Origin of the sequence: Streptomyces sp. NRRL S-1022, assembly GCF_000720135.1 — a bacterium.
Lineage (GTDB): Bacteria > Actinomycetota > Actinomycetes > Streptomycetales > Streptomycetaceae > Streptomyces.
Genome location: NZ_JOIU01000020.1, coordinates 92,739 through 113,467, shown reverse-complemented (window position 1 = coordinate 113,467; position 20,729 = coordinate 92,739). Strand labels below are relative to the sequence as shown.

17 protein-coding genes are annotated in these 20,729 nt (G+C 73.8%); 11 read left to right on the top strand and 6 right to left on the bottom strand.

Features of this window, described 5'->3' with window-relative positions; all coding sequences use genetic code 11:
* Positions 1 to 122 precede the first annotated feature (122 nt).
* Positions 123 to 1,937: a 3-hydroxyacyl-CoA dehydrogenase family protein gene (locus IG05_RS0127865; RefSeq protein WP_030346769.1), complete on the bottom strand. Its 1,815-nt coding sequence runs from the start codon at positions 1,935 to 1,937 to the stop codon at positions 123 to 125.
* A gap of 389 nt (positions 1,938 to 2,326) precedes the next feature.
* Here IG05_RS0127865 and IG05_RS0127860 point away from each other — a divergent pair, with 389 nt between their 5' ends.
* Positions 2,327 to 2,908 carry an adenylosuccinate lyase gene (locus IG05_RS0127860; RefSeq protein WP_030346768.1) on the top strand — a complete coding sequence of 194 codons (582 nt, stop codon included), beginning with the start codon at positions 2,327 to 2,329 and terminating at the stop codon, positions 2,906 to 2,908.
* Between the two features lie 7 nt (positions 2,909 to 2,915).
* Here IG05_RS0127860 and IG05_RS0127855 read toward each other — a convergent pair whose 3' ends face one another.
* From IG05_RS0127855 to IG05_RS0127840, 4 genes are all read right to left on the bottom strand, one after another.
* Positions 2,916 to 3,407 (bottom strand): GNAT family N-acetyltransferase, encoded by a 492-nt coding sequence (locus IG05_RS0127855; protein ID WP_199808395.1) that lies wholly within the window; start codon positions 3,405 to 3,407, stop codon positions 2,916 to 2,918.
* Between the two features lie 20 nt (positions 3,408 to 3,427).
* Complete coding sequence (locus IG05_RS0127850) at positions 3,428 to 3,826, bottom strand: RidA family protein (protein ID WP_030346766.1); 399 nt, start codon at positions 3,824 to 3,826, stop codon at positions 3,428 to 3,430.
* Between the two features lie 89 nt (positions 3,827 to 3,915).
* Complete coding sequence (locus tag IG05_RS0127845) at positions 3,916 to 5,475, bottom strand: alpha/beta hydrolase (protein WP_030346765.1); 1,560 nt, start codon at positions 5,473 to 5,475, stop codon at positions 3,916 to 3,918.
* Positions 5,476 to 5,623: 148 nt separating this feature from the next.
* On the bottom strand, positions 5,624 to 6,667 hold the full coding sequence (locus IG05_RS0127840; RefSeq protein WP_030346764.1) for an Rv2578c family radical SAM protein: 1,044 nt from the start codon (positions 6,665 to 6,667) through the stop codon (positions 5,624 to 5,626).
* A gap of 137 nt (positions 6,668 to 6,804) precedes the next feature.
* Between IG05_RS0127840 and IG05_RS0127835 the strand changes: the two genes are divergently transcribed.
* From IG05_RS0127835 to IG05_RS0127790, 10 genes are all read left to right on the top strand, one after another.
* Complete coding sequence (locus IG05_RS0127835; protein WP_030346763.1) at positions 6,805 to 7,248, top strand: SRPBCC family protein; 444 nt, start codon at positions 6,805 to 6,807, stop codon at positions 7,246 to 7,248.
* Between the two features lie 148 nt (positions 7,249 to 7,396).
* Positions 7,397 to 9,781, top strand: coding sequence for an MFS transporter (locus IG05_RS0127830; RefSeq protein ID WP_030346762.1), 2,385 nt, complete (start codon positions 7,397 to 7,399; stop codon positions 9,779 to 9,781).
* 143 nt (positions 9,782 to 9,924) lie between these two features.
* Entirely contained in the window at positions 9,925 to 12,375 is a 2,451-nt protein-coding gene (locus IG05_RS0127825) for a SpoIIE family protein phosphatase (protein WP_030346761.1), read from the top strand.
* Positions 12,376 to 12,452: 77 nt separating this feature from the next.
* A complete protein-coding gene (locus IG05_RS0127820) occupies positions 12,453 to 13,172 on the top strand; it encodes a class I SAM-dependent methyltransferase (RefSeq protein WP_030346760.1) in 720 nt (239 codons plus the stop codon).
* Between the two features lie 70 nt (positions 13,173 to 13,242).
* Positions 13,243 to 14,076 carry a M55 family metallopeptidase gene (locus tag IG05_RS0127815; protein ID WP_030346759.1) on the top strand — a complete coding sequence of 278 codons (834 nt, stop codon included), beginning with the start codon at positions 13,243 to 13,245 and terminating at the stop codon, positions 14,074 to 14,076.
* Complete coding sequence (locus IG05_RS0127810) at positions 14,069 to 15,385, top strand: M20/M25/M40 family metallo-hydrolase (protein ID WP_030346758.1); 1,317 nt, start codon at positions 14,069 to 14,071, stop codon at positions 15,383 to 15,385. Before IG05_RS0127815 ends, IG05_RS0127810 begins: the two co-directional genes overlap by 8 nt.
* Before the next feature lie 15 nt (positions 15,386 to 15,400).
* Complete coding sequence (locus IG05_RS0127805) at positions 15,401 to 17,356, top strand: S9 family peptidase (RefSeq protein ID WP_199808393.1); 1,956 nt, start codon at positions 15,401 to 15,403, stop codon at positions 17,354 to 17,356.
* Positions 17,353 to 18,276, top strand: coding sequence for a S66 peptidase family protein (locus IG05_RS0127800; protein ID WP_030346756.1), 924 nt, complete (start codon positions 17,353 to 17,355; stop codon positions 18,274 to 18,276). Before IG05_RS0127805 ends, IG05_RS0127800 begins: the two co-directional genes overlap by 4 nt.
* A 17-nt stretch (positions 18,277 to 18,293) precedes the next feature.
* The gene (locus IG05_RS0127795; RefSeq protein ID WP_030346755.1) at positions 18,294 to 18,857 is read left to right on the top strand and encodes a GNAT family N-acetyltransferase; all 564 of its coding nucleotides are present in this window, start codon (positions 18,294 to 18,296) and stop codon (positions 18,855 to 18,857) included.
* A 99-nt stretch (positions 18,858 to 18,956) separates the two neighbouring features.
* Entirely contained in the window at positions 18,957 to 19,409 is a 453-nt protein-coding gene (locus IG05_RS0127790; protein WP_030346754.1) for a phage holin family protein, read from the top strand.
* A gap of 95 nt (positions 19,410 to 19,504) precedes the next feature.
* Here IG05_RS0127790 and IG05_RS0127785 read toward each other — a convergent pair whose 3' ends face one another.
* Positions 19,505 to 20,461, bottom strand: coding sequence for an LLM class F420-dependent oxidoreductase (locus tag IG05_RS0127785; RefSeq protein ID WP_030346753.1), 957 nt, complete (start codon positions 20,459 to 20,461; stop codon positions 19,505 to 19,507).
* Between the last annotated feature and the right edge of the window lie 268 nt (positions 20,462 to 20,729).

Genomic DNA, 20,729 nt, shown 5'->3' with positions numbered 1-20,729 from the left:
GTCCGGGCACTTCCCCGCCCGCGCGGGGCGGGGAAGGGGCGGCCCGGGCGGGCGGGGGAGGGGCACCCGGGTCGAGCAGCCCGCCCCAGTCCGTCTCCGTCCGGAACCAGTCGCCGGCGCCGTCAGCGGCGGGCATACTCACGGAAGCCGCGCCCGGTCTTGCGGCCGAGGCAGCCGGCGGCCACCAGGTGCTCCAGCAGCGGCGCCGGCGCCAGGCCCGGGTCGCGGAACTCGCGGTGCAGCACCTTCTCGATGGCCAGCGACACGTCCAGACCGACCACGTCCAGCAGCTCGAACGGGCCCATCGGGTAGCCGCCGCCCAGCCTCATCGCCGCGTCGATCTCGTCCAGGGACGCGTAGTGCTCCTCCACCATCTTGACGGCGTTGTTCAGGTACGGGAACAGCAGCGCGTTCACGATGAAACCGGCCCGGTCGCCGCAGTCCACCGCGTGCTTGCGGATCCGGCCGCAGACCTCGCGCACGGTGGCGTGCACGTCGTCGGCGGTCAGCACGGTGCGGACCACCTCGACCAGCTTCATCGCCGGCGCCGGGTTGAAGAAGTGCATGCCGATCACGTCCTGCGGGCGCGAGGTGGCGCGGGCGCAGGCGACGACGGGCAGCGACGAGGTGGTGGTGGCCAGCACCGCGCCGGGCTTGCACACCTTGTCCAGCGTGGCGAACAGCTGCCGCTTGACCTCCAGGTCCTCCGCGACCGCCTCCACGGCGAGGTCCACCTCGCCGAAGGCCTCGTAGGAGCCCGCCGGGACGATCCGCTCCAGGATCTCCGCGGCCGCCTCGGCGGTCAGCCGGCCCTTGTCCACGGACCGGGCCAGGGACTTGCCGATCCGGGCCCTGGCCGTCTGCGCCTTCTCCTCGCTGCGGGCGGCCAGCACCACCCGGTAGCCGGCCTTGGCGAACACCTCGGCGATACCGGAGGCCATGGTGCCGGAACCGGCGACACCGACCGAGCCGACCTCGCGGCCCGCGCCGAGCGAGCCGTCCGCCGCCGGGGTCAGCGCGTCCGGCACCACCGTGCCGCTGCCCGGGGCCTCGTACGTGTAGAAGCCGCGCCCGGACTTGCGGCCGGTCAGGCCCGCCTCGCTGAGCTGCCTGAGGATCGGGGCCGGCGCGTGCAGCCGGTCCCGGGACTCGGCGTACATGGCCTCCAGGACCGTCCGCGCGGTGTCGATGCCGATCAGGTCCAGCAGGGCCAGCGGCCCCATCGGCAGACCGCAGCCGAGCCGCATGGCGGCGTCGATGTCCTCACGGGAGGCGTACCGGGCCTCGTACATCGCGGCGGCCTGGTTGAGGTAGCCGAACAGCAGCCCGTCGGCGACGAAACCGGGGCGGTCGCCGACCGCGACCGGCTCCTTGCCCAGCTCGATCGCGAGATCGGTGACCGCGGCGACGGCCTGCGGCGCGGTCAGCACCGAGGAGACCACCTCGACCAGCTTCATGGCCGGCGCGGGGTTGAAGAAGTGCAGGCCGAGCACGCGCTCGGGACGGGCCGAGCCGGCGGCCAGCCGGGTCACGGACAGCGCGTTGGTGCCGGTCGCCAGGATCGTCTCCGGGCGCACGACACCGTCCAGCTCGCGGAAGATCTGCTGCTTGATCTCGTACGACTCCGGGGCCACCTCGATGACGAGGTCGGCGTCGGCCGCCGCGGCGAGGTCGGTGGTGGTGCGCACCCGGGCCAGTGCCCCGGCGCGCTCCTCCCCGGTGAGCCGGCCGCGCTCCACGGCACGGGCGGTGGCGGCCTCCACGGCGGCGAGCGCCTTCGCGGCCTGGGCCTCGCTGATGTCGATGCCGATCACCTCGCGGCCGGCTCGCGCGAGGACCTCGGTGATACCGGTGCCCATGGTGCCGAGGCCGACGACGGCGATCGTCCTGAGCGGGGACAGGGAGGTGCCGGACTGGGGGGACAGGGGAGTGGCCATCGCGGGACTCCAGGAATGAGGGTGACGACGAGGAGCGCGCCGGGTGCGCCCGAGGGCGCACCGCGGTGCGAGAGAGTGCGGGTGTTGCCGGGCTGCGAGCGCACACGCCCGGGGCCGCCGGTGCCGCGGGCGTGCACACGCCCGGCAGTGGCGGAACGTCCGACCGGCTCTGTCCCGAAGCCGGGTCGTACTGCGGTGCACACGGTGCACCGAACCGACAGACACGCTCACGGCGGCTGCGTCACCAAACCGTCGCCAGCGGAAGATGCGAGAGGGTTACTCGCTCGAATGAGCTTAACCGGCGGGTAACGAGCGCGCCAGTCCCCGGGCGGAAACCGACTTTGTGATGTACCTCCCGCACCGGCCGTCACCCGCCTACGCTGGACCTCGTGGACGCAGAGTCGCGATCGCTCACGGAACGCTTACGGCAGGAGTCCGGCGGCTCGGCCGCCTTCGACAGCCTGCTGGCCACCGGGGACCCGGACACCCTGGCGGAGGTGCTCACCGCGCCCGGCCAGCCGCTGTGGGCCCGCGAGCTGGCCGCGTTCCGCCTCGGCAGCGCCGGCGACCGGCGCGCCTTCGAGGCCCTGGTGCTGCTGCTCAACCACCGCGACCCGCCCCGCTGCGCCTCCGCCGCGCACGCCCTCGCCCGGCTCGGCGACCCGCGCACCGCCCGTGCCGCCGCCGCCCTCGCCACCAACGAACTCCGCGTGGCCTACGCCCTGCACCCGGTACGGCTCCTGGCCGCCCTGCGCGCCCCCGAGTCCGTGCCCGCGCTGATCACCACCCTGGAGCGGCGACTGCGCCCGCACGACCCCTACCGGCGGGTGGCCCTCGCCTGTGTGGAGGGCCTGGGCGCCCTCGGCGACCCCCGCGCCCGGCGCGTCCTGAACGAGGCCCTCGCGCACCCCGCGCTCGCCGAAGCGGCGGTGCACGCGCTGGCGCGGCTCCCGCAGGAGCAGCCCAGGTGACACCCGGTCAGCCCGCGAGCGTGCGCACGTACCGCACCTCGGGCACGGACACGCCGGCCGCCTCGAAGGGTTCCTCGGCGCCGTCGGGCCGGAACCCGGCGCGCTCGTAGAAACGCCGGGCCGGGGCGTTGCCCTTGAGGACCCACAGCAGCATGCGCGGCCGGGCCGCACACCGGTCGAGCGACGCGGTGAGCAGCGTCCGCCCGATGCCGCCGCCGAGGTGCGCCGGGTCGACGTAGAGCGCGTACAGCTCGGCGTCCCCGGTGTGCCGCTCGCCGTCCCGGTACGGCCCGTACGCCGCCCAGCCGAGCACCGTGCCGTCCCGCTCGGCGACCAGGTTCACCACGTCGGGGCGCTGCCCGAAGCCCGCCCGCCGCCGCTCGGCGTCCGCGGTGACGCTCAGCCCGTCGAGACAGGCCTGGGGCACGAGCCCCCGGTAGGCGTGCCGCCAGCCGCGGATCCGGATCCCGGAGACACGCTCGCAGTCGGCGAGGGTCATCTCCCGGACCGCCGGGGACCTCACGCGGCCACCACCGCCAGCGCCTCGACCTCCAGCAGGAACTCCGGCGCCACCAGGGCGGCTACCTGCACCGCGGTCGAGGCGGGCAGGCGGTCCTCGGGTATGTGGGCGGCGCGGGCCGCGCGGACGGCCGGCATGTGGGCCATGTCCGTGACGAAGTACGTCAGCTTCACCACGTCCTGGAAGCCGGCGCCCGCGGCGGCCAGGCAGCGCCGCAGGTTCGCGAACACCTGCCGGGCCTGGGCCGCCGGATCGCCCGCCCCGACCAGCTCGCCGTCCTCGTCCAGCGGCAGCTGCCCGGAGACCGCGACGAGACGGCCGGTCGCGGCCACCACATGGGTGTACTGGGCGGCGGGGAAGACTCCGGCGGGCGCGGGGATGCGGGTCGGTTCGCTCATGCGTTCATGGTGGACCATGCCGCCGGCAACGCCCCCGGCGGGCCGGGCGGTTGCCCGGGGCGGCGGCTCGGGCCCGGCCCGCCGGGGTGCTAGTGGCGGAAGCCCAGCAGGCCGTGCAGGGCCGAGCCGCGGGACGCCGCCGGCGCCGGCTCGCCCTTCAGGGGCTTCGGCTCGGGGGACCTGGCGCAGACCGCGTCGGCCGGCCCGGCGCCCCGCGGCACCGTACCGCGGTCCAGGTAGGCGGCCAGGTACCCGTCCAGGCACGCGTTGCCGCTCAGCGTGACACCGTGGTTGCCGCCGCCCTCCTCGGCCACCAGGCCGGAGCGGGCCAGCAGCCGGTGGACCGCGACACCGCCGGCGTACGGGGTCGCCGCGTCGCCGGTCGCCTGGAACAGCAGCGCCGGCGGCAGCGCCCCGTTGGCGATGTCCACCGGCCGGCGCGGTCCGGCCGGCCAGAACGCGCAGGGCGCGTTGTACCAGGCGTTGTTCCAGGCCAGCAGGGGCGCCTTCGCGTACACGGCCCAGCCGTCCGCACGCCACCGGTTCCAGTCGCGCGGCCAGGCCGCGTCCCGGCACTGCACCGCCGTGTAGACGCTGTAGCCGTTGTCGCCGGCGGCGTCCACGGCGGCGATGTCCCGGTACGCCTTCACCAGCGGCCCGGTGTCCCCGCGCAGGACGTAGGCCGCGAACGCCTCCGCCAGGTACGGCCAGTAGCCGTCGAAGTAGGCACCGGACACGAAGGTGTCCTCCAGCTCGGCGGCGCCGACCCGGCCCCCGGCCGGCTCCTTCGCCAGCGCCGCCCGCATCGCGTACCAGCGGGCCTCGATCCCGCCGGGGTCCCGGCCGAGCCCGTACGTCGTGTCGTACCGGGCGATCCAGGCCATCAGCGCGCGGTGGCGGTCGTCGAAGGCGTAGTCCTGGCCCAGGTTGTCCCGGTACCAGATGCCGGCCGGGTCGACGATCGAGTCCAGCACCAGGCGGTGCACGCGCTGCGGGAACAGCTTCGCGTAGACCGCGCCCAGGTAGGTGCCGTAGGAGTAGCCGAAGTAGCTGATCCGCGGTGCGCCCAGGGCCCGGCGGACGGCGTCCAGGTCCCGGGCGGCGCTGACCGTGTCCAGATACGGCAGGAGGTCGGCGTACCTGCGGCCGCAGGCCGCGGCGAAGCCCCGCGCGCGGTCGAGGTTGGCCCGCTCCAGCGCGGGCGTGACCGGCACCGAGTCGGGGCGCACCGGGGTGAAGTGGCCGGGCGCGCAGTCCAGGGCCGGCCGGCTCCGGCCGACCCCGCGCGGGTCGAAGCCGATGACGTCGTACCGGGCGGCGACGCTCTTCGGCAGCGCCGAGGCGACGAAACCGGCGAGGGTCAGGCCGCTGCCGCCCGGGCCCCCGGGGTTCACCAGCAGCGGGCCCTCGGAGACGCGGGCGGTGTGCGGGACGCGGGACAGCGCGAGCGTGATCTGCCGGCCCGCCGGTCTGGCGTGGTCCAGCGGCACCTTCAGCGAGGCGCACTGGAGCCGGGGGTAGGCGCTGGTACCGCACTTCGTCCAGCCGAGCCCGGCCGGCCGGGCGGCCTGCGCGGGAACGGCGGTGACCGGGGCCGCCAGGACGGCGGCGGCCGCGGCCGCGCACAGCAGGGCCGCGCGTGTTCTCATTCGGGTCCTCCCGGGACGGAGGGGTACGGCGAACCGCGAGGCTCACGGTTCTCGCCGGATCGTCCCGGTATCGGACCCCGGTGGAACGCGTCGGGGCGATAGTTGACCCAATTGGGCCGTGGGATGCCCCCTAACGCTCCGGACGGGCTCACATGAGGCTGAGCTGGACCGGCTCCGGATCGGCCGGGCTCTGCTCCGGCCGCGCCGGGCGGATCCGGCGGGCCGTTCCCGCGCGCGTGGGCCCGATGCCGTACTCCTCGGCCAGCTCGTGCACCTGACGGGTGATCCGGCGCTGGTACCACCTGGGCGCGTAGGCGCCCTCCGCGTACAGCCGCTCGTAGCGCCGCACCAGGTGCGGGTGGTGCTGCCCGAGCCAGGCCATGAACCATTCCCGGGCGCCCGGGCGCAGGTGCAGCGTCAGCGGGGTGACCGAGGTCGCCCCGGCCGCCGCGATCGCCCGTACCGTCGCCCGCAGTTGGGCCGGGTGGTCGCCCAGGAACGGGATCACCGGTGCCATCAGCACCCCGCAGCCGATCCCGTGCTCCGTGAAGGTGCGCACGACGTCCAGCCGGCGCTCGGGCGCGGGCGTGCCCGGCTCCACCGTGCGCCACAGCTCGCCGTCGAGGAAGCCGACGGAGACCGAGACGCCGACGTCCGTCACCCCGGCCGCCCGGACCAGGAGGTCCAGGTCGCGCAGGATCAGGGTGCCCTTGGTGAGGATCGAGAACGGGTTCGCGTGGTCGGTGAGCGCGGAGATGATGCCCGGCATCAGCCGGTAGCGGCCCTCCGCGCGCTGGTAGCAGTCGACGTTCGTGCCCATCGCCACGTGGTCGCCCTGCCAGCGGGGGGAGGCCAGCTGGCGGCCCAGCACCTCGGGGGCGTTGACCTTGACCACGATCTGGGTGTCGAAGCCGATGCCCGTGTCCAGGTCCAGGTAGCTGTGCGTCTTGCGGGCGAAGCAGTACACGCACGCGTGCGAGCAGCCACGGTAGGGATTCACCGTCCACTCGAACGGCATGCGCGAGGCACCCGGCACCCGGTTGAGCACCGAGCGCGCCCGCACCTCGTGGAAGGTGATCCCGCGGAACTCGGGCGTGTCGAACGTCCGCGTGATCACGGCGTCCGCGCCGAACAGGGCCGCGTCGGCGGCCCGGCCGTGCTCACCGTCGTCCGTGAGGTTCTCCCAGCGCATGGACGCCTCCTCGCTCGTGCCCGTCACCAGATTAGAACATCTGTTCCCATGATCGTGCGAACCCCGATTTGGGCGGCCGGGCGCCGGGGTGGTTGGCTTGCCCCCAACCCCGAGGAACCAGGTCGTGGAGGAACGCAATGGCGCAGGTCGAGGCCACTACGGAGCGGGTCGTCGCGGCGGACGCGGAGAAGGTGTTCGACGCCCTCGCCGACTACCGCGGCACCCGGCAGAGGCTGCTGCCCGAGCACTTCAGCGAGTACGAGGTGCGCGAGGGCGGCGACGGCGAGGGCACCCTCGTCCACTGGAAGCTCCAGGCCACCAGCAAGCGGGTGCGCGACTGCCTGCTGGAGGTCACCGAGCCCACCGACGGCGAGCTGGTCGAGAAGGACCGCAACTCCTCCATGGTCACCACCTGGCGCGTCACCCCCGCCGGCGAGGGAAGCTCCCGCGTCGTCGTCACCACCACCTGGCAGGGCGCCGGCGGCATCGGCGGCTTCTTCGAGAAGACCTTCGCGCCCAAGGGCCTCGGCCGGATCTACGACGCCCTGCTCGCCAACCTCGCCGCCGAGGTCGAGAAGTAAGTCCCCGAAACCGAAGGGGCATTGGCCCCTTCACCGGTTCGAGTGGAATCACATCTCGACCGGGTCGGCGCCGTAACTCGTCGCACTTGCCCGGAGTTGTCGCATCGCGCGGCAACTTCTGCGGCAAGTGTGACGAGGGGAGCGCTACATGAGCGGGATCACTCTGGAGCGGACGGAAACGGTCACCGCGCCGCCCGGCCTCCCCGCCCCGGCGCCCGCCCGGCCCGCCGAACCGAGCCCCCGCCGGGTCCGCCTGGTCTTCACCGCTCTGATGCTGGCCCTGCTGCTGGCCGCCCTCGACCAGATGATCGTCGCCACCGCCCTGCCCAAGATCGTCGGCGAGCTCCACGGCCTGGACCGGATGTCCTGGGCGATCACCGCCTACCTGCTCACCTCCACCGTCGGCCTGCCGGTCTACGGCAAACTCGGCGACCTCCTCGGCCGCAAGGGCGTCTTCCAGTTCGCCATCGCCGTCTTCGTCCTCGGCTCCGCCCTCGCCGGCCGCGCCGGGACCATGGACCAGCTCATCGCCTTCCGCGCGGTCCAGGGCACCGGCGCCGGCGGACTCATGATCGGCGTCCAGGCGATCATCGCCGACATCGTGCCGCCCCGGCAGCGCGGCCGCTACATGGGCCTCATCGGCGCCGTCTTCGGCCTCGCCTCCGTCGCCGGACCCCTGCTCGGCGGCTACTTCACCGACCACCTCTCCTGGCGCTGGTGCTTCTACGTCAACGTCCCCTTCGGCCTGGTCACCCTCGCCGTCGTCACCACCGTCCTGCGCCTGCCCAGACCCCGCGTGCGCGCCCGGCTCGACATCCTCGGCACCCTCCTGCTCGCCACCGCCTCCACCTGCCTCGTCCTGCTCACCAGCTGGGGCGGCACCGCATACGCCTGGGACTCCCGGCAGATCCTCGGCCTCGGCGCCGGCGCCCTCGCCGCCGGCGTCCTCTTCCTCGTCGCCGAACACCGCGCCGCCGAACCCCTCATCCCGCTCCGGCTGTTCCGCGACTCCGTCTTCACCGTCAGCGGCCTGGTCGGCCTGGTCATCGGCGTCGCCCTGTTCGGCGCCGCCAGCTACCTGCCGACCTTCCTGCAGATGGCCGACGGGGCCAGCGCCACCGAGTCCGGGCTGCTGATGCTGCCCATGATGGCCGGGATCGTCGGCGCCTCCGTCATCGGCGGCCAGCTCATCAGCCACACCGGCCGCTACAGGATCTACCCCGTGCTCGGCAGCGCGGTCGCCGCCGCCGGCATGTGGCTGCTGTCCCGGCTCCAGACCGGCACACCCCGGCTGCACTACAGCATCTGGATGGCCGTCCTCGGCACCGGCATCGGCCTGGTCATGCCCGTCCTCGTGCTCGCCGTGCAGAACTCCGTGCGCCCCGCCGACCTCGGCAGCGCCACCAGCGCCAACAACTACTTCCGGCAGATCGGCGGCAGCGTCGGCGCCGCCGTCTTCGGCACCCTCTTCGCCGGCCGGCTCACCTCCTCGCTGCGCAAGGAACTGCCCCCGCACACGGGCCGCGGCCTGCCCGACGCCGACTCGCTCACCCCGCAGCTCGTCCACGCACTGCCCCCGGCCCTGCGCGACGCCTACATCCGCGCCTACGCCGACGCGATGCCCCGGATCTTCCTCTACCTCGTCCCGGTGCTCGTCCTCGGCCTGCTCGTCGCCTGCTTCCTCAAGGAGAAACCCCTGGTGTCCCACCACACCGCCGAAACGGAGCCGCAGACCATGACCGCCCCGATCCCCCAGGCCCGGACCCCGCACGCCGCCGGGATCCCCGTCTGCGGCACGGTGCAGCACCCCGACGGCACCGTCGTACCCCGCGCCGCCCTCACCCTCATCGACGTCGCCGGGCAGCAGATCGGACGGGGCGCCAGCGGCGAGGACGGACGGTACGCGCTCGGCACGCCCGGCTCCGGGGCGTACGTGCTCATCGCCGCCGCCGGCGGACACCAGCCGCAGGCCGTCTCCGTCACCGTCGGCGAACGCCCCGTCGAACTCGACGTCGTCCTCGGCGGCGCCGGCCGCCTCGCCGGCAGCGTCCGCACCGCCGACGGCACCCCCGTCCGCGACGCCACCGTCACCCTCACCAACGTCCACGGCGAGGTCGTCGCCACCACCCGCAGCGGACGCGAGGGCGGCTACGTCATCACCGAACTGGTCGCCGGCGAGTACACCCTCGCCGGCAGCGCCCCCGCCTTCCGGCCCGCCGCGCTCCCGGTCACCGTGCAGGCCTCCCGGGAGACCCGGCAGGACATCGAACTCGCCGGCGGCGCCGTCCTGAAGGGCACCGTCCGGGCCGGCGGCGGACGGCCCGTGGAGGACGCCCGGGTGACCCTGCTCGACGCCGCCGGCAACGTCGTCGACACCCTCACCACCGGATCCGACGGAACGTTCCGGTTCGTCGACCTCTCCTCCGGCGAGTACACCGTCATCGCCGCAGGTTACCCGCCGGTCGCCACAGTGCTGCAGGTCGCGGGCGGTGGCCGTACCGAACGAGACCTCCAGCTCGGGCACGAGGACTGAGCCGGGGCGCCTTCCGGCGCGCCGGAGCGAACCGGTGAGACCAATTCCAGGATTGGCACACATCGCGACCGGCCGTCCCCGTACCGTAGTGGCGGGCGGCACAGATCGTTTGCGGACAGCCGTGGGGAGAGAGGGCCTGGGCCATGGACCGTGGCAGCGAGCGGGACACGACTCCCGGGCACGGCGCCGACGACATCACCGCGGGCCGGATCCCGCTGGCCGTGGTCGTCGTCGACCGCGCCGGGACGGTGTCCCACTGGAGCAGCGGCGCACGGCGCCTGTTCGGCGTACGCAGGGAGGACGCCGTCGGACAGCCCGCGGCCGACCTGCTGCCGGTCTCCGGCGCCCTCCCCGACGACCCCGACGAGAGCGCGCCACCGGCCGCCCACCCGCTCCACGACGGACCCGGCCCCGACCTGGAGACCTCCCTCGGCGGGCAGACCGGGTACGCCACCGCCGGCCGCGCCCGCCTCACCCCGCCCGAGCGGACACCCGGCGGCGAGGACCGGCTCGACGTGCTGTGGTGGGCCTACCCACTGGTCGGCCCCGGCCCCTCCCGGCTGCTCGTCCTCGCCGCCGACGCCTCCCGGCTGCGCGACGAACGCGGCTACGACGACGAGACCGCCGAACGCATCTCACCCGGCTTCGCCCGCCACACCGAACTGCCCGCCTCCGACGAACTCGAACGGCGGCTGCCCGACATCCTGCCCAACATGGGCCCCGGAATCAGCGCCCGCATCGTCTCCCAGGTCCTCGAACTCGGCTACCCCGTCCTGGAGTTCAGCCAGTTCGACCGGGTGCCCGTGACCCCGTACTGGGGCGTGCCCCGCCGCCCCGGCCGCACCCGCGCCCGCGCCGTCGTACCCCAGCCGCGGACCCCGCTCGCGGTCCCGGCCGGCGCCGAACAGGACCTGGAGTACGCCGCCGTCCGCGAGCGCCTGGAGTTCCTCAACGAGGTCAGCTCCGGCATCGGCACCTCCCTGGACCTCGGCGAGACCATCCGCGAGGTCACCAGCGCCGCCGTACCCCGGTTCGCCGACTTCGCCGGCACCCACCTGCGAGCCGCCGTACTCGCCGGCGAGGGCTTCCCGGACGGACCGCCGGACGCCAGCACCGTGATGTTCCGCGTCTGGGTCGAGCACAACGACGAACCGGGCCGCTGGGACGACACCGTACCCGTCGGCGAAGCCTTCGCCTTCCCCGAGCACACCCCGTTCTACCAGTGCATGAGCACCGGCGAACCGGTCCTCGTCCCCCGGGTCACCGAGGAACTGAGCGAACGCATCTCCGGCGAGTTCGAGAAACGCGACCTGCGCCCGCTGATCACCGGCCGGTCCCTGCTCATCGTCCCGCTCAAGGCACGCAACGTCGTCCTCGGCTTCATGGTGCTGATGCGCCGCCCCGACCGCCCGCAGTTCGACGACATGGACCGCACCACCGGCGCCGAACTCGCCGCCCGCGCCGGCCTCGTCCTCGACAACGCCCGCATGTACACCTACCAGGAGAACGTCGCCGACACCCTCCAGGACAGCATGCTGCCGCAGGTCGACCCGCGGATGCCCGGCTGCGACATCGCCACCCGCTACCTGCCCGGCACCCGGCTCGGCCGGATCGGCGGCGACTGGTTCGACACCATCAAACTGTCCGGCTCCCGCACCGCCCTCGTCGTCGGCGACGTCATGGGCCACGGCCTCAACTCGGCCGCCATGATGGGCCAGCTGCGCACCGCCGTACAGACCATGGCCACCATGGAGACCCCGCCCGCCCAACTGCTGCGCAGCCTCGACGACCTGGCCCGCAGACTCGGCGACACCTACCTCGCCACCTGCCTGTACGCCGTCTACGACCCGATCCGCGGCGAACTGACCCTCGCCAACGCCGGCCACATCCCGCCCGTACTGGTCCGCGCCGAGGACGGCAGCAGCGAACTCCTCGACCTGCCCACCGGCGCCCCCGTGGGCGTCGGCGGCGTCCCCTTCGAGACCGCCCGGGTCAAGGTCCGGCCCGGCGACCGGCTGGTGCTGTGCACCGACGGCCTGGTCGAGGTACGCGGCTCCGACATCGGCGAGGGCCTCGCCGCGCTCTGCGAGTCCGCCGCACACCCCGCGGCCAGCATGGACGACGCCTGCGACACCATCATCCGCGCCCTCAACACCCGCGGCGGCCGCAAGGACGACGTCGCCCTGCTCATGGCCCGCCTCAACGGCATCCCCGACGACCACGTCGCCGCCTGGCAGCTCGACACCGACCCCCGCGAGGTCGCCCGCGCCCGCCGCCTGGTCCGCCGGCAGCTCCTCGACTGGGGCCTGCCCCACGCCGTGGACACCGCCGAACTCCTGGTCAGCGAGGTCGTCACCAACGCCGTCCGGCACGCCGAGGGCGACCGGGTCGGACTGCGGGTCGTCCGCACCGACGCCCTGCTGTTCGAAGTCACCGACGACGAACCCACCCTGCCCGCCATGCTGAACGCCGGACCCCACGACGAGTCCGGCCGCGGCCTGCGCGTGGTCAGCCGCCTCGCCCGGGAATGGGGCGCCAGCGCCACCGGCCACCGCAAGACCGTCTGGTTCGAACAGACCATCTCCCACTCGTGAAGGTCACCGCCCGACCCTTGCCCCCAGACCGGTCGACGCGATATCCCGATCACGGAACCGACCCGTGGGGAGATCGTATGAACGTCTCGGACAAGTACCGCAGCGCGTGGGAGAGTTACTGGAGCGAAACCTCCGACGCCAGAGGCGAGGCGATATGGGACTCCGATCCCTCGCTGAGCGCCGCACCGCACAGCGAACTGCTGCTGCCGCACGCCGACCCCGACCGCACGATCGTGGACCTCGGCTGCGGCAACGGCACCCAGACCCGCTACCTGGCCACCCGATTCGCCCGCGCCGTCGGCGTCGACCTCTCCCACGCGGCCGTCGAACACGCCCGCCGCGCCGCGAACGGCGCCCCCGTCGAGTTCCACCAACTGGACCTCACCGACACCGACGCCGTACGCGCCCTGCACCAGCGGCTCGGCGACGTCCACGTCTACATGCGCGCCGTCATCCACCAGAGCGAACCGGCCGCACGGCCCGCGGTCGCCGCCGCCGTCGCCGAACTCCTCGGCAGCGAGGGACGCGCCTTCGTGGTCGAGCTCACCTCCGGCTCCCGCGAGGTCCTCGGGCGCGCCGCGTCCGAGCCGGGCGGCCCCGGCCCCAAGCTCCAGCGGGTCTTCCACCACGGGCTCAAGCCCGCCGACGCCGCCGACGACGAGATCCCGCGCCTGCTCACCGGGGCCGGCCTCACCGTCCTCGCCGACGGCGAGACGGCCGTCCCGCAGACCGAGCACCTCACCGACGGCACCCGCATCGACCTGCCGGCCCGCTGGTTCGTCCTCGCCCGCGCCTGACCGGACCCGGCACCGCGTCCCCCGGCGGGGTCGTAGCCTGGCCGCCCCCCGGCGCGTAACGTGACGGACCATGAAGATCCTCATCAGTGCCGACATGGAGGGTGCCACCGGCGTCACCTGGCCCGCCGACGTGCTGCCGGGGACGCCCCAGTGGGAGCGGTGCCGGTCGATGTTCACCTCCGACGTGAACGCCGCCGTGGAAGGCTTCTTCGACGGCGGCGCCGACCAGGTACTGGTCAACGAGGCCCACTGGACCATGCGCAACCTGCTGCTGGAGCGGCTGGACGAGCGGGTGGAGATGCTCACCGGCCGGCACAAGGCGCTGTCCATGGTGGAAGGCGTCCAGCACGCCGACGTCGACGGCATCGCGTTCGTCGGCTACCACGCGGGCGCCGGCATGGAGGGCGTCCTCGCCCACACCTACCTCGCCAACCAGATCACCGGGGTGTGGCTGAACGACGTCCGCGCCAGCGAGGGTCTGCTCAACGCACACGTCGTCGCCGAGTACGGCGTCCCCGTCGTCCTCGTCACCGGCGACGACATCGCCTGCGAAGACGCCCTCGGCTACGCACCCGAGGCACCCAAGGTCGCCGTCAAGGACCACGTCTCCCGGTACGCCGCCGTGTGCCGGACCCCGGCCAGGACCGCGGCCGACATCCGCGCGGCGGCCAAGGAGGCGGCCCGGCTGGCGGTCCGTCACGAACCCGTGCACGCCGGACCCTTCACGGTCGCCGTCGAGTTCGACGCCGAACACCTCGCCATGGCCGCCACCGTCGTCCCCGGCGTGGCACGGATCGCGGAACGCAAGGTGGCGTACACCAGCGCCACGATGTACGAGGGGATCAGGACGTTCAAGGCGGTCACCACGATCGTCTCAGCCGCCGTGGAGGAGCAGTATGGCTGACCAGCAGGCCGACGAGCTGTCCCTGGACGAGGTCGTGGAGTTCACCTCCGGCCTGATCCGCATCGACACCACCAACCGCGGCGGCGGCGACTGCCGGGAACGGCCCGCCGCCGAGTACGCCGCCGAACGGCTGGCCGGCGCCGGCCTGGAACCCCTGCTGCTGGAACGCACTCCGGGCCGCACCAACGTGGTGGCCCGCATCGAGGGCACCGACCCGTCCGCCGACGCGCTGCTGGTCCACGGCCACCTCGACGTCGTACCCGCCGAGGCCGCCGACTGGCACGTCCACCCGTTCTCCGGCGAGGTCCGCGACGGCGTGGTGTGGGGACGCGGCGCCGTCGACATGAAGAACATGGACGCGATGATCCTCGCGGTGGTCCGTTCCTGGGCCCGGCGGGGCGTCCGGCCCCGCCGCGACCTCGTCCTCGCGTTCACCGCCGACGAGGAGGCCAGCGCCGAGGACGGCTCCGGATTCCTCGCCGACCGGCACCCCGAACTCTTCGAAGGCTGCACCGAGGGCATCGGCGAGTCGGGCGCCTTCACCTTCCACGACGGGTCCGGCCGGGAGATCTACCCGATCGCCGCGGGGGAGCGGGGCACCGCCTGGCTGAAGCTCACCGCCCACGGCCGCGCCGGACACGGCTCCAGGGTGAACACCCGGAACGCGGTGACCCGGCTCGCCGCCGCCGTCACCCGCATCGGCGAGCACGAGTGGCCGCTGCGGCTCACCCCGACCGTACGGGCCGCCCTCACCGAACTCGCCGCCCTCTACGGCATCGACGCCGACTTCCGGGAGACCGACCGGCTGCTGGAGAAACTCGGCCCCGCGGCCCGGCTGGTCGAGGCGACCGTCCGCAACAGCGCCAACCCGACCATGCTGGACGCCGGTTACAAGGTCAACGTCATCCCAGGCGAGGCCGTCGCCCACATCGACGGACGCTACCTGGCCGGCACCGAGGAGGAGTTCACCGCCACCCTGGACGAACTGACCGGCCCGGACGTCCGATGGGAGTTCACCCACCGCGAAGCGGCCCTGGAAGCACCGGTGGACGCGCCGCTCTTCGCCAGGATGCGGGCCGCCGTGCAGGAGTTCGCCCCCGACGGGCACGTGGTGCCGTACTGCATGTCGGGCGGCACCGACGCCAAGCAGTTCTCCCGGCTCGGCATCACCGGCTACGGCTTCTCCCCGCTGAAGCTGCCCGCCGGCCTCGACTACCAGGCACTGTTCCACGGCGTGGACGAACGGGTACCCGTGACGGCGCTGCACTTCGGCGTCCGGGTCCTGGACCGCCTCCTGCGGACGGCCTAGACGGTGGGGGAGCGGATGCTGCGATCGCCGTACGGCTCATGGCCGTCACCCATCGACGCGGCGCTCGCCGCCGCGCACGACGGACGGCCGGAGTGGGTGGACTTCGTCGGCGACGAGATCTGGTGGACCGCACCCCGGCCCGCCGAAGGCGGCCGCCGCGCCCTGGTCCGGCGGCACACCGACGGCCGCGAGGAGTCCGTCCTGCCGGCACCGTGGAACGTACGCAGCCGCGTCATCGAGTACGGCGGCCGGCCCTGGACCGGGACCGTGCGGGACGGCCGGCCGCTGATCGTCTTCGTGCACTTCGCCGACCAGCGGCTGTACCGGTACGAGCCCGGCGGCGAGCCCGTCCCCCTCACCCCCGCCTCCCCGCCGGGCCGCGGCCTGCGCTGGGCCGAGCCCCGGCTCGACCACGCCCGCGGCGAGGTGTGGTGCGTGCTGGAGGAGTACACCGGGGACGGCCCCGACGACGTACGGCGCCTCCCGGCCGCCGTACCGCTGGACGGCACGGCCGCCGGCGACCGGGGAGCCGTCCGCGCACTGGCCGAACCCCGGCACCGGTTCGTCACCGGCGCCCGGCTGTCCCCCGACGGCCGGCGGGCCGCATGGCTGGCCTGGGACCATCCGCGGATGCCGTGGGACGGGACGGAACTGCTGGTCGCCGCGGTGGCAGAGGACGGCCGGCTGACGGACGCGCAGACAGTCGCCGGTGGACCGGACGAAGCCGTCGCACAGGTCGAATGGTCGGCGGACGGCAGCATCCTGTACACGAGCGACCGCAGCGGCTGGTGGAACCTCTACCGCGACGGCACCCCGCTCTGCCCGCGCGAGGAGGAGTTCGGCGGGCCGCTGTGGCAGCTGGGACTGCGCTGGTTCGCGCCGCTGGACGACGGTCTCCTGGCGGTCGTACACGGTCGCGGGTCGACCGTACTCGGGATATTGGATACAGCATCCGGTGAGCTGGCCGACGCCGCCGGCCCGTGGACGGAATACAGCCCCACCCTCGCCACCCACGGCCACCGCGCCGTCACCGTCGCCGCCGGCCCGCGGACCGCATACGAAGTGGTCGAACTGGACACCACCACCGGCCGCGCCCGCGTGATCGGCGCCCGGCACCGGGACCCCGTGGACCCCGCCCACTACCCGCGGCCGCGAACCCGCACCTTTCCCGGCCCGGACGGCCGCGAGGTGCACGCCCACATCCACCCGCCCCACCACCCCGCACGGACCGCGCCCGACGGCGAACTGCCGCCGTACGTCCTCTGGGCGCACGGCGGCCCCACCAGCCGGGCGCCGCTCGTACTGGACCTGGCGATCGCCTACTTCACCTCGCGGGGCATCGGGGTCGCCGAGGTGAACTACGGCGGCTCCACCGGATACGGCCGCGCCTACCGGGAGCGGCTGCGCGAGCAGTGGGGCGTGGTCGACGTCGAGGACTGCGCGGCCGTGGCCCGCGCCCTCGCCGAAGAAGGCACCGCCGACCCCGCCCGGCTGGCGATCCGGGGCGGCAGCGCGGGCGGCTGGACCGCCGCCGCCTCCCTGACCACCACCGACGTCTACGCCTGCGGCACCATCGTCTACCCGGTGCTCGACCTCGCCACCTGGGGCCCCGGCGAGACCCACGACTTCGAGTCCCGCTACCTGGAATCACTGATCGGCCCGCTCGCCGAGGTACCCGGCCGGTACGCCGAACGCTCCCCGACCGCGCACGCCGACCGCCTGAGCGTGCCCTTCCTGCTGCTCCAGGGCCTGGACGACGTCATCTGCCCGCCCGCCCAGTGCGAACGCTTCCTCGCCCGGGTCACCGGCCGGGGCGTGCCCCACGCCTACCTCACCTTCGAGGGCGAGGGCCACGGATTCCGCCGGGCCGATACCATGATCCGCGCCCTGGAGGCCGAACTGTCCCTGTACGCCCAGGTGTTCGGGTTCCAGCCGGCACCGCAGCCACCGAAGGTGAAGCTGACCCCGTGAAGGAACTCCAGCGCCCGCACCGGCTCGCCCCCGGCGCACGCGTCGCCGTCGTCGCCCCCAGCGGACCCGTGCCCGAGGAGCGGCTGCAGGCGGGCCTCGACGTGCTGCGCGGCTGGGACCTCGACCCGGTGGCCGCCCCCCACGTCCTGGACCGGCACCCCGAGTTCGGCTACCTCGCCGGCACCGACGCCGACCGCGCCGCCGACTTCCAGAACGCCTGGTGCGACCCCGCCGTGGACGCCGTGCTGTGCGCCCGCGGCGGTTACGGCGTCCAGCGCATGATCGACCTGCTCGACTGGGACGCCCTGCGCGCGGCCGGACCGAAGGTCTTCGTCGGCTTCAGCGACATCACCGTGCTGCACGAGGCCATCGCCACCCGCCTGGGCCTGGTCACGCTCTACGGGCCGATGGCGGCCGGCATCGACTTCATCAAGAACGCCCGCGCCCAGGACCACCTGCGGGCCACCCTCTTCGCCCCCGAGACGGTCCGCACCGTCACCTCCGGCGGCACCGCCCTGCTACCCGGCCGCGCCCGCGGCGTCACCCTCGGCGGCTGCCCCAGCCTGCTCGCCACCGGCCTCGGCACCCCCCACGCCCGGCCCTCCGCCGACGGCGGACTGCTCTGCCTGGAGGACGTGGGCGAGGAGCCGTACCGGCTGGACCGGTACCTCACCCAACTCCTGCGCTCAGGCTGGCTGGACGGGGTACGCGGGGTGCTGCTCGGCTCCTGGGAGCGGTGCGGGGACTACGACCGGCTGCGACCGGTCCTCGCCGACCGCCTCGGCGGACTAGGGGTGCCGGTCCTGGAGAACGCCGGCTTCGGCCACTGCGCGGGAGCACTGACGATCCCCTTCGGGGTGCCGGCCGAACTCGACGCGGACACCGGCACGTTGACGCTGCACGAGCCGGCGCTGCGCTGACGCCGTAGGCTGGCCGCATGCCGCACCCCCCGTCCAGCCGCCTCGCCGAGGGCCCCCGCGTCGCCATCCGCCCCTTCACCCCCGAGGACGGCCCCGAGTTCACCGCACGTGCCCGGGAGAGCAAGGACCTGCACCGGCCGTGGCTGTTCCCGCCGGACAGCGACGAGGCGTACGCCGACTACGCCGGCCGGCTCGTCGCGGACCCGGACCGGGCCGGCTTCCTGGTGTGCGAGAAGGACAGCGGCGCCATCGCCGGCTTCATCAACATCAACAACATCGTGCGGGGCGGCTTCCAGTGCGGTGCCCTCGGCTACGGCGCCTTCGCGCACGCGGCCGGGCGGGGCCTGATGCGCGAAGGCATGGAGCTGGTGATCGGGTACGCGTTCGGGCCGCTGGGCCTGCACCGGCTGGAGATCAACGTCCAGCCCGGCAACGCCGCCTCCATCGCCCTCGCCCGGGGCGCCGGCTTCCGCCTGGAGGGCTTCTCCCCGGACATGATCCACATCGACGGCGCCTGGCGCGACCACGAGCGCTGGGCCCTCACCGTGGAGATGCGCGGCGGAGCGGCCCGGCCGCGCTGAACCGCGCGGCGCACGCGAAGACCGCCGCGCCGTGCGGACACCGCCGGCCCGCTGCCCCCCCGGCGTTACCCCCTGTGCACGCCGGGTACCCGCAGGTGTATGGACCGCTTTGATCACCTGGAACATCTGGACAAGCACCTCGTCGAAGAACTGGCTCAGGTGGCTCGCGAGACGGTACGCGACGAACTGCGCGAGCAGTCGCGCAAGCGGCGCCGCACCGCCGTGCTCTACGCCGCGTCGGGCGCCGCCGCCCTGTACGCGGGCGGCGCGGTGGCCCTCGCCGTCGGCCTCGCCCTGGCGATCGGACTGCCCGGCTGGGCCGCGGCACTGATCACCGCGGCGCTCCTGGGCGTGGTGGCGTACGCCCTGCGCGGCGCCGCCCACTCCGGCCACGGCCACGACCACGACCACGACCACCACTCCGCGCACCGCGTGCTCGGCGGTACCGCGCCGGGCATCCCGCCGAGCGGCCTCGGCATGCCGTACCCGCCGATGCCGCAGACCCCGCCCGAGACCCCCCTCGACCCCGACGGCCCGCACCACAGGGCCTGACGGCGCGGGCCCTGCAGCGAAGGAAGCGAGGGCCCCACAGCGAAGGGGCGGGGCGCCCGCCCCGCCCCTCGTCCCTGCCTCCCGGACGCTCCCGCTCACCCGGTCAGCTGCGGCAGCACCTTCGTCCGGTAGAAGTCGAAGAAACCGCGCTGGTCCGGCCCGATCTGGTTGACGTACACCCGGTCGAACCCGGCGTCGGCGAACGCCCGCAGGGCCGAGACGTGCTCGTCCACGTCGTCCCCGCACACCGTCTTGTCCCGCACCATGTCCTCGGTGACCAGCTCCTGCAGCTGCTCGAAGTGCCGGGGCGAGGGCAGCACCTGGCCCATCTCACCGGGCAGCAGCTCGTTGTACCAGAGCTTGTGCACCGTACGGACGCACGCGTCGCGGTCGGAGCCGTAGCAGACCTTCGTGCCGCCGCTGACCAGCTTGGACCCGCCGCCGCCCTTGCGGAACCGGGTGACCATCTCCTCCTCCGGCATCATCGTGATGTAACCGTCGGCCACCCGGGCGGCCAGCGCCGTCGCCTTCGGGCCGAAGCCGGAGATGTCGATCGGGACGGGCTCGTCGGGCACGGTGTACAGACGGGCGTTCTCCACGGTGTAGTGGGTGCCGTGGTGGGTGACCTCCTCGCCGGTGAACAGCCGGCGCATCACCTGGATCGCCTCCTCCAGCATCTCCAGGCGCACCTGCGTCGGGGGCCAGCGGTCGCCGAGGATGTGCTCGTTCAGCGCCTCGCCGGTGCCGACGCCCAGCCGGAAGCGGCCCCCGGTCATCACCGCGCTGGTCGCCGCGGCCTGCGCCACGACCGCCGGGTGCATCCGCACGGTCGGGCAGGTCACCGCCGTCTCGATGGGCAGCGACACCGCCTCCGACAGCGCGCCGATCACCGACCACACGAACGCGCTCTGCCCCTGCGCGTCGTTCCACGGGTGGTAGTGGTCGGAGATCCACAGCGCCTGGAAACCGGCCTGCTCGGCCATCCGGGCCTGTTCGACGAGGGCAGCGGGGTCGTGCTCCTCGCACGCCAGGAAATAGCCGTACTCGGGCATGGGAAAACCTCCGGAGGCGAAGCCGGCTGATCCGTTCCCGGGCCGGGTAACCGGGCCCGACCGGGCGAAACGCCGGTACGGCGCCCGCCGGCGGGGACGTGAGGGTGCCGACGGGGCTCGGCGTACGGGTGCTCACGGGGGCGTACGGGTGACCCGCCCGGCGTTTGGGTGCACCTGCCCCGGTTACGCGGAAGACCTCGGAGGAGCCCGACCGCCGGAGGCGCACCGTGAGCCGACCTCGCGTGGTGATCGCCGGCGCCGGTTTCCC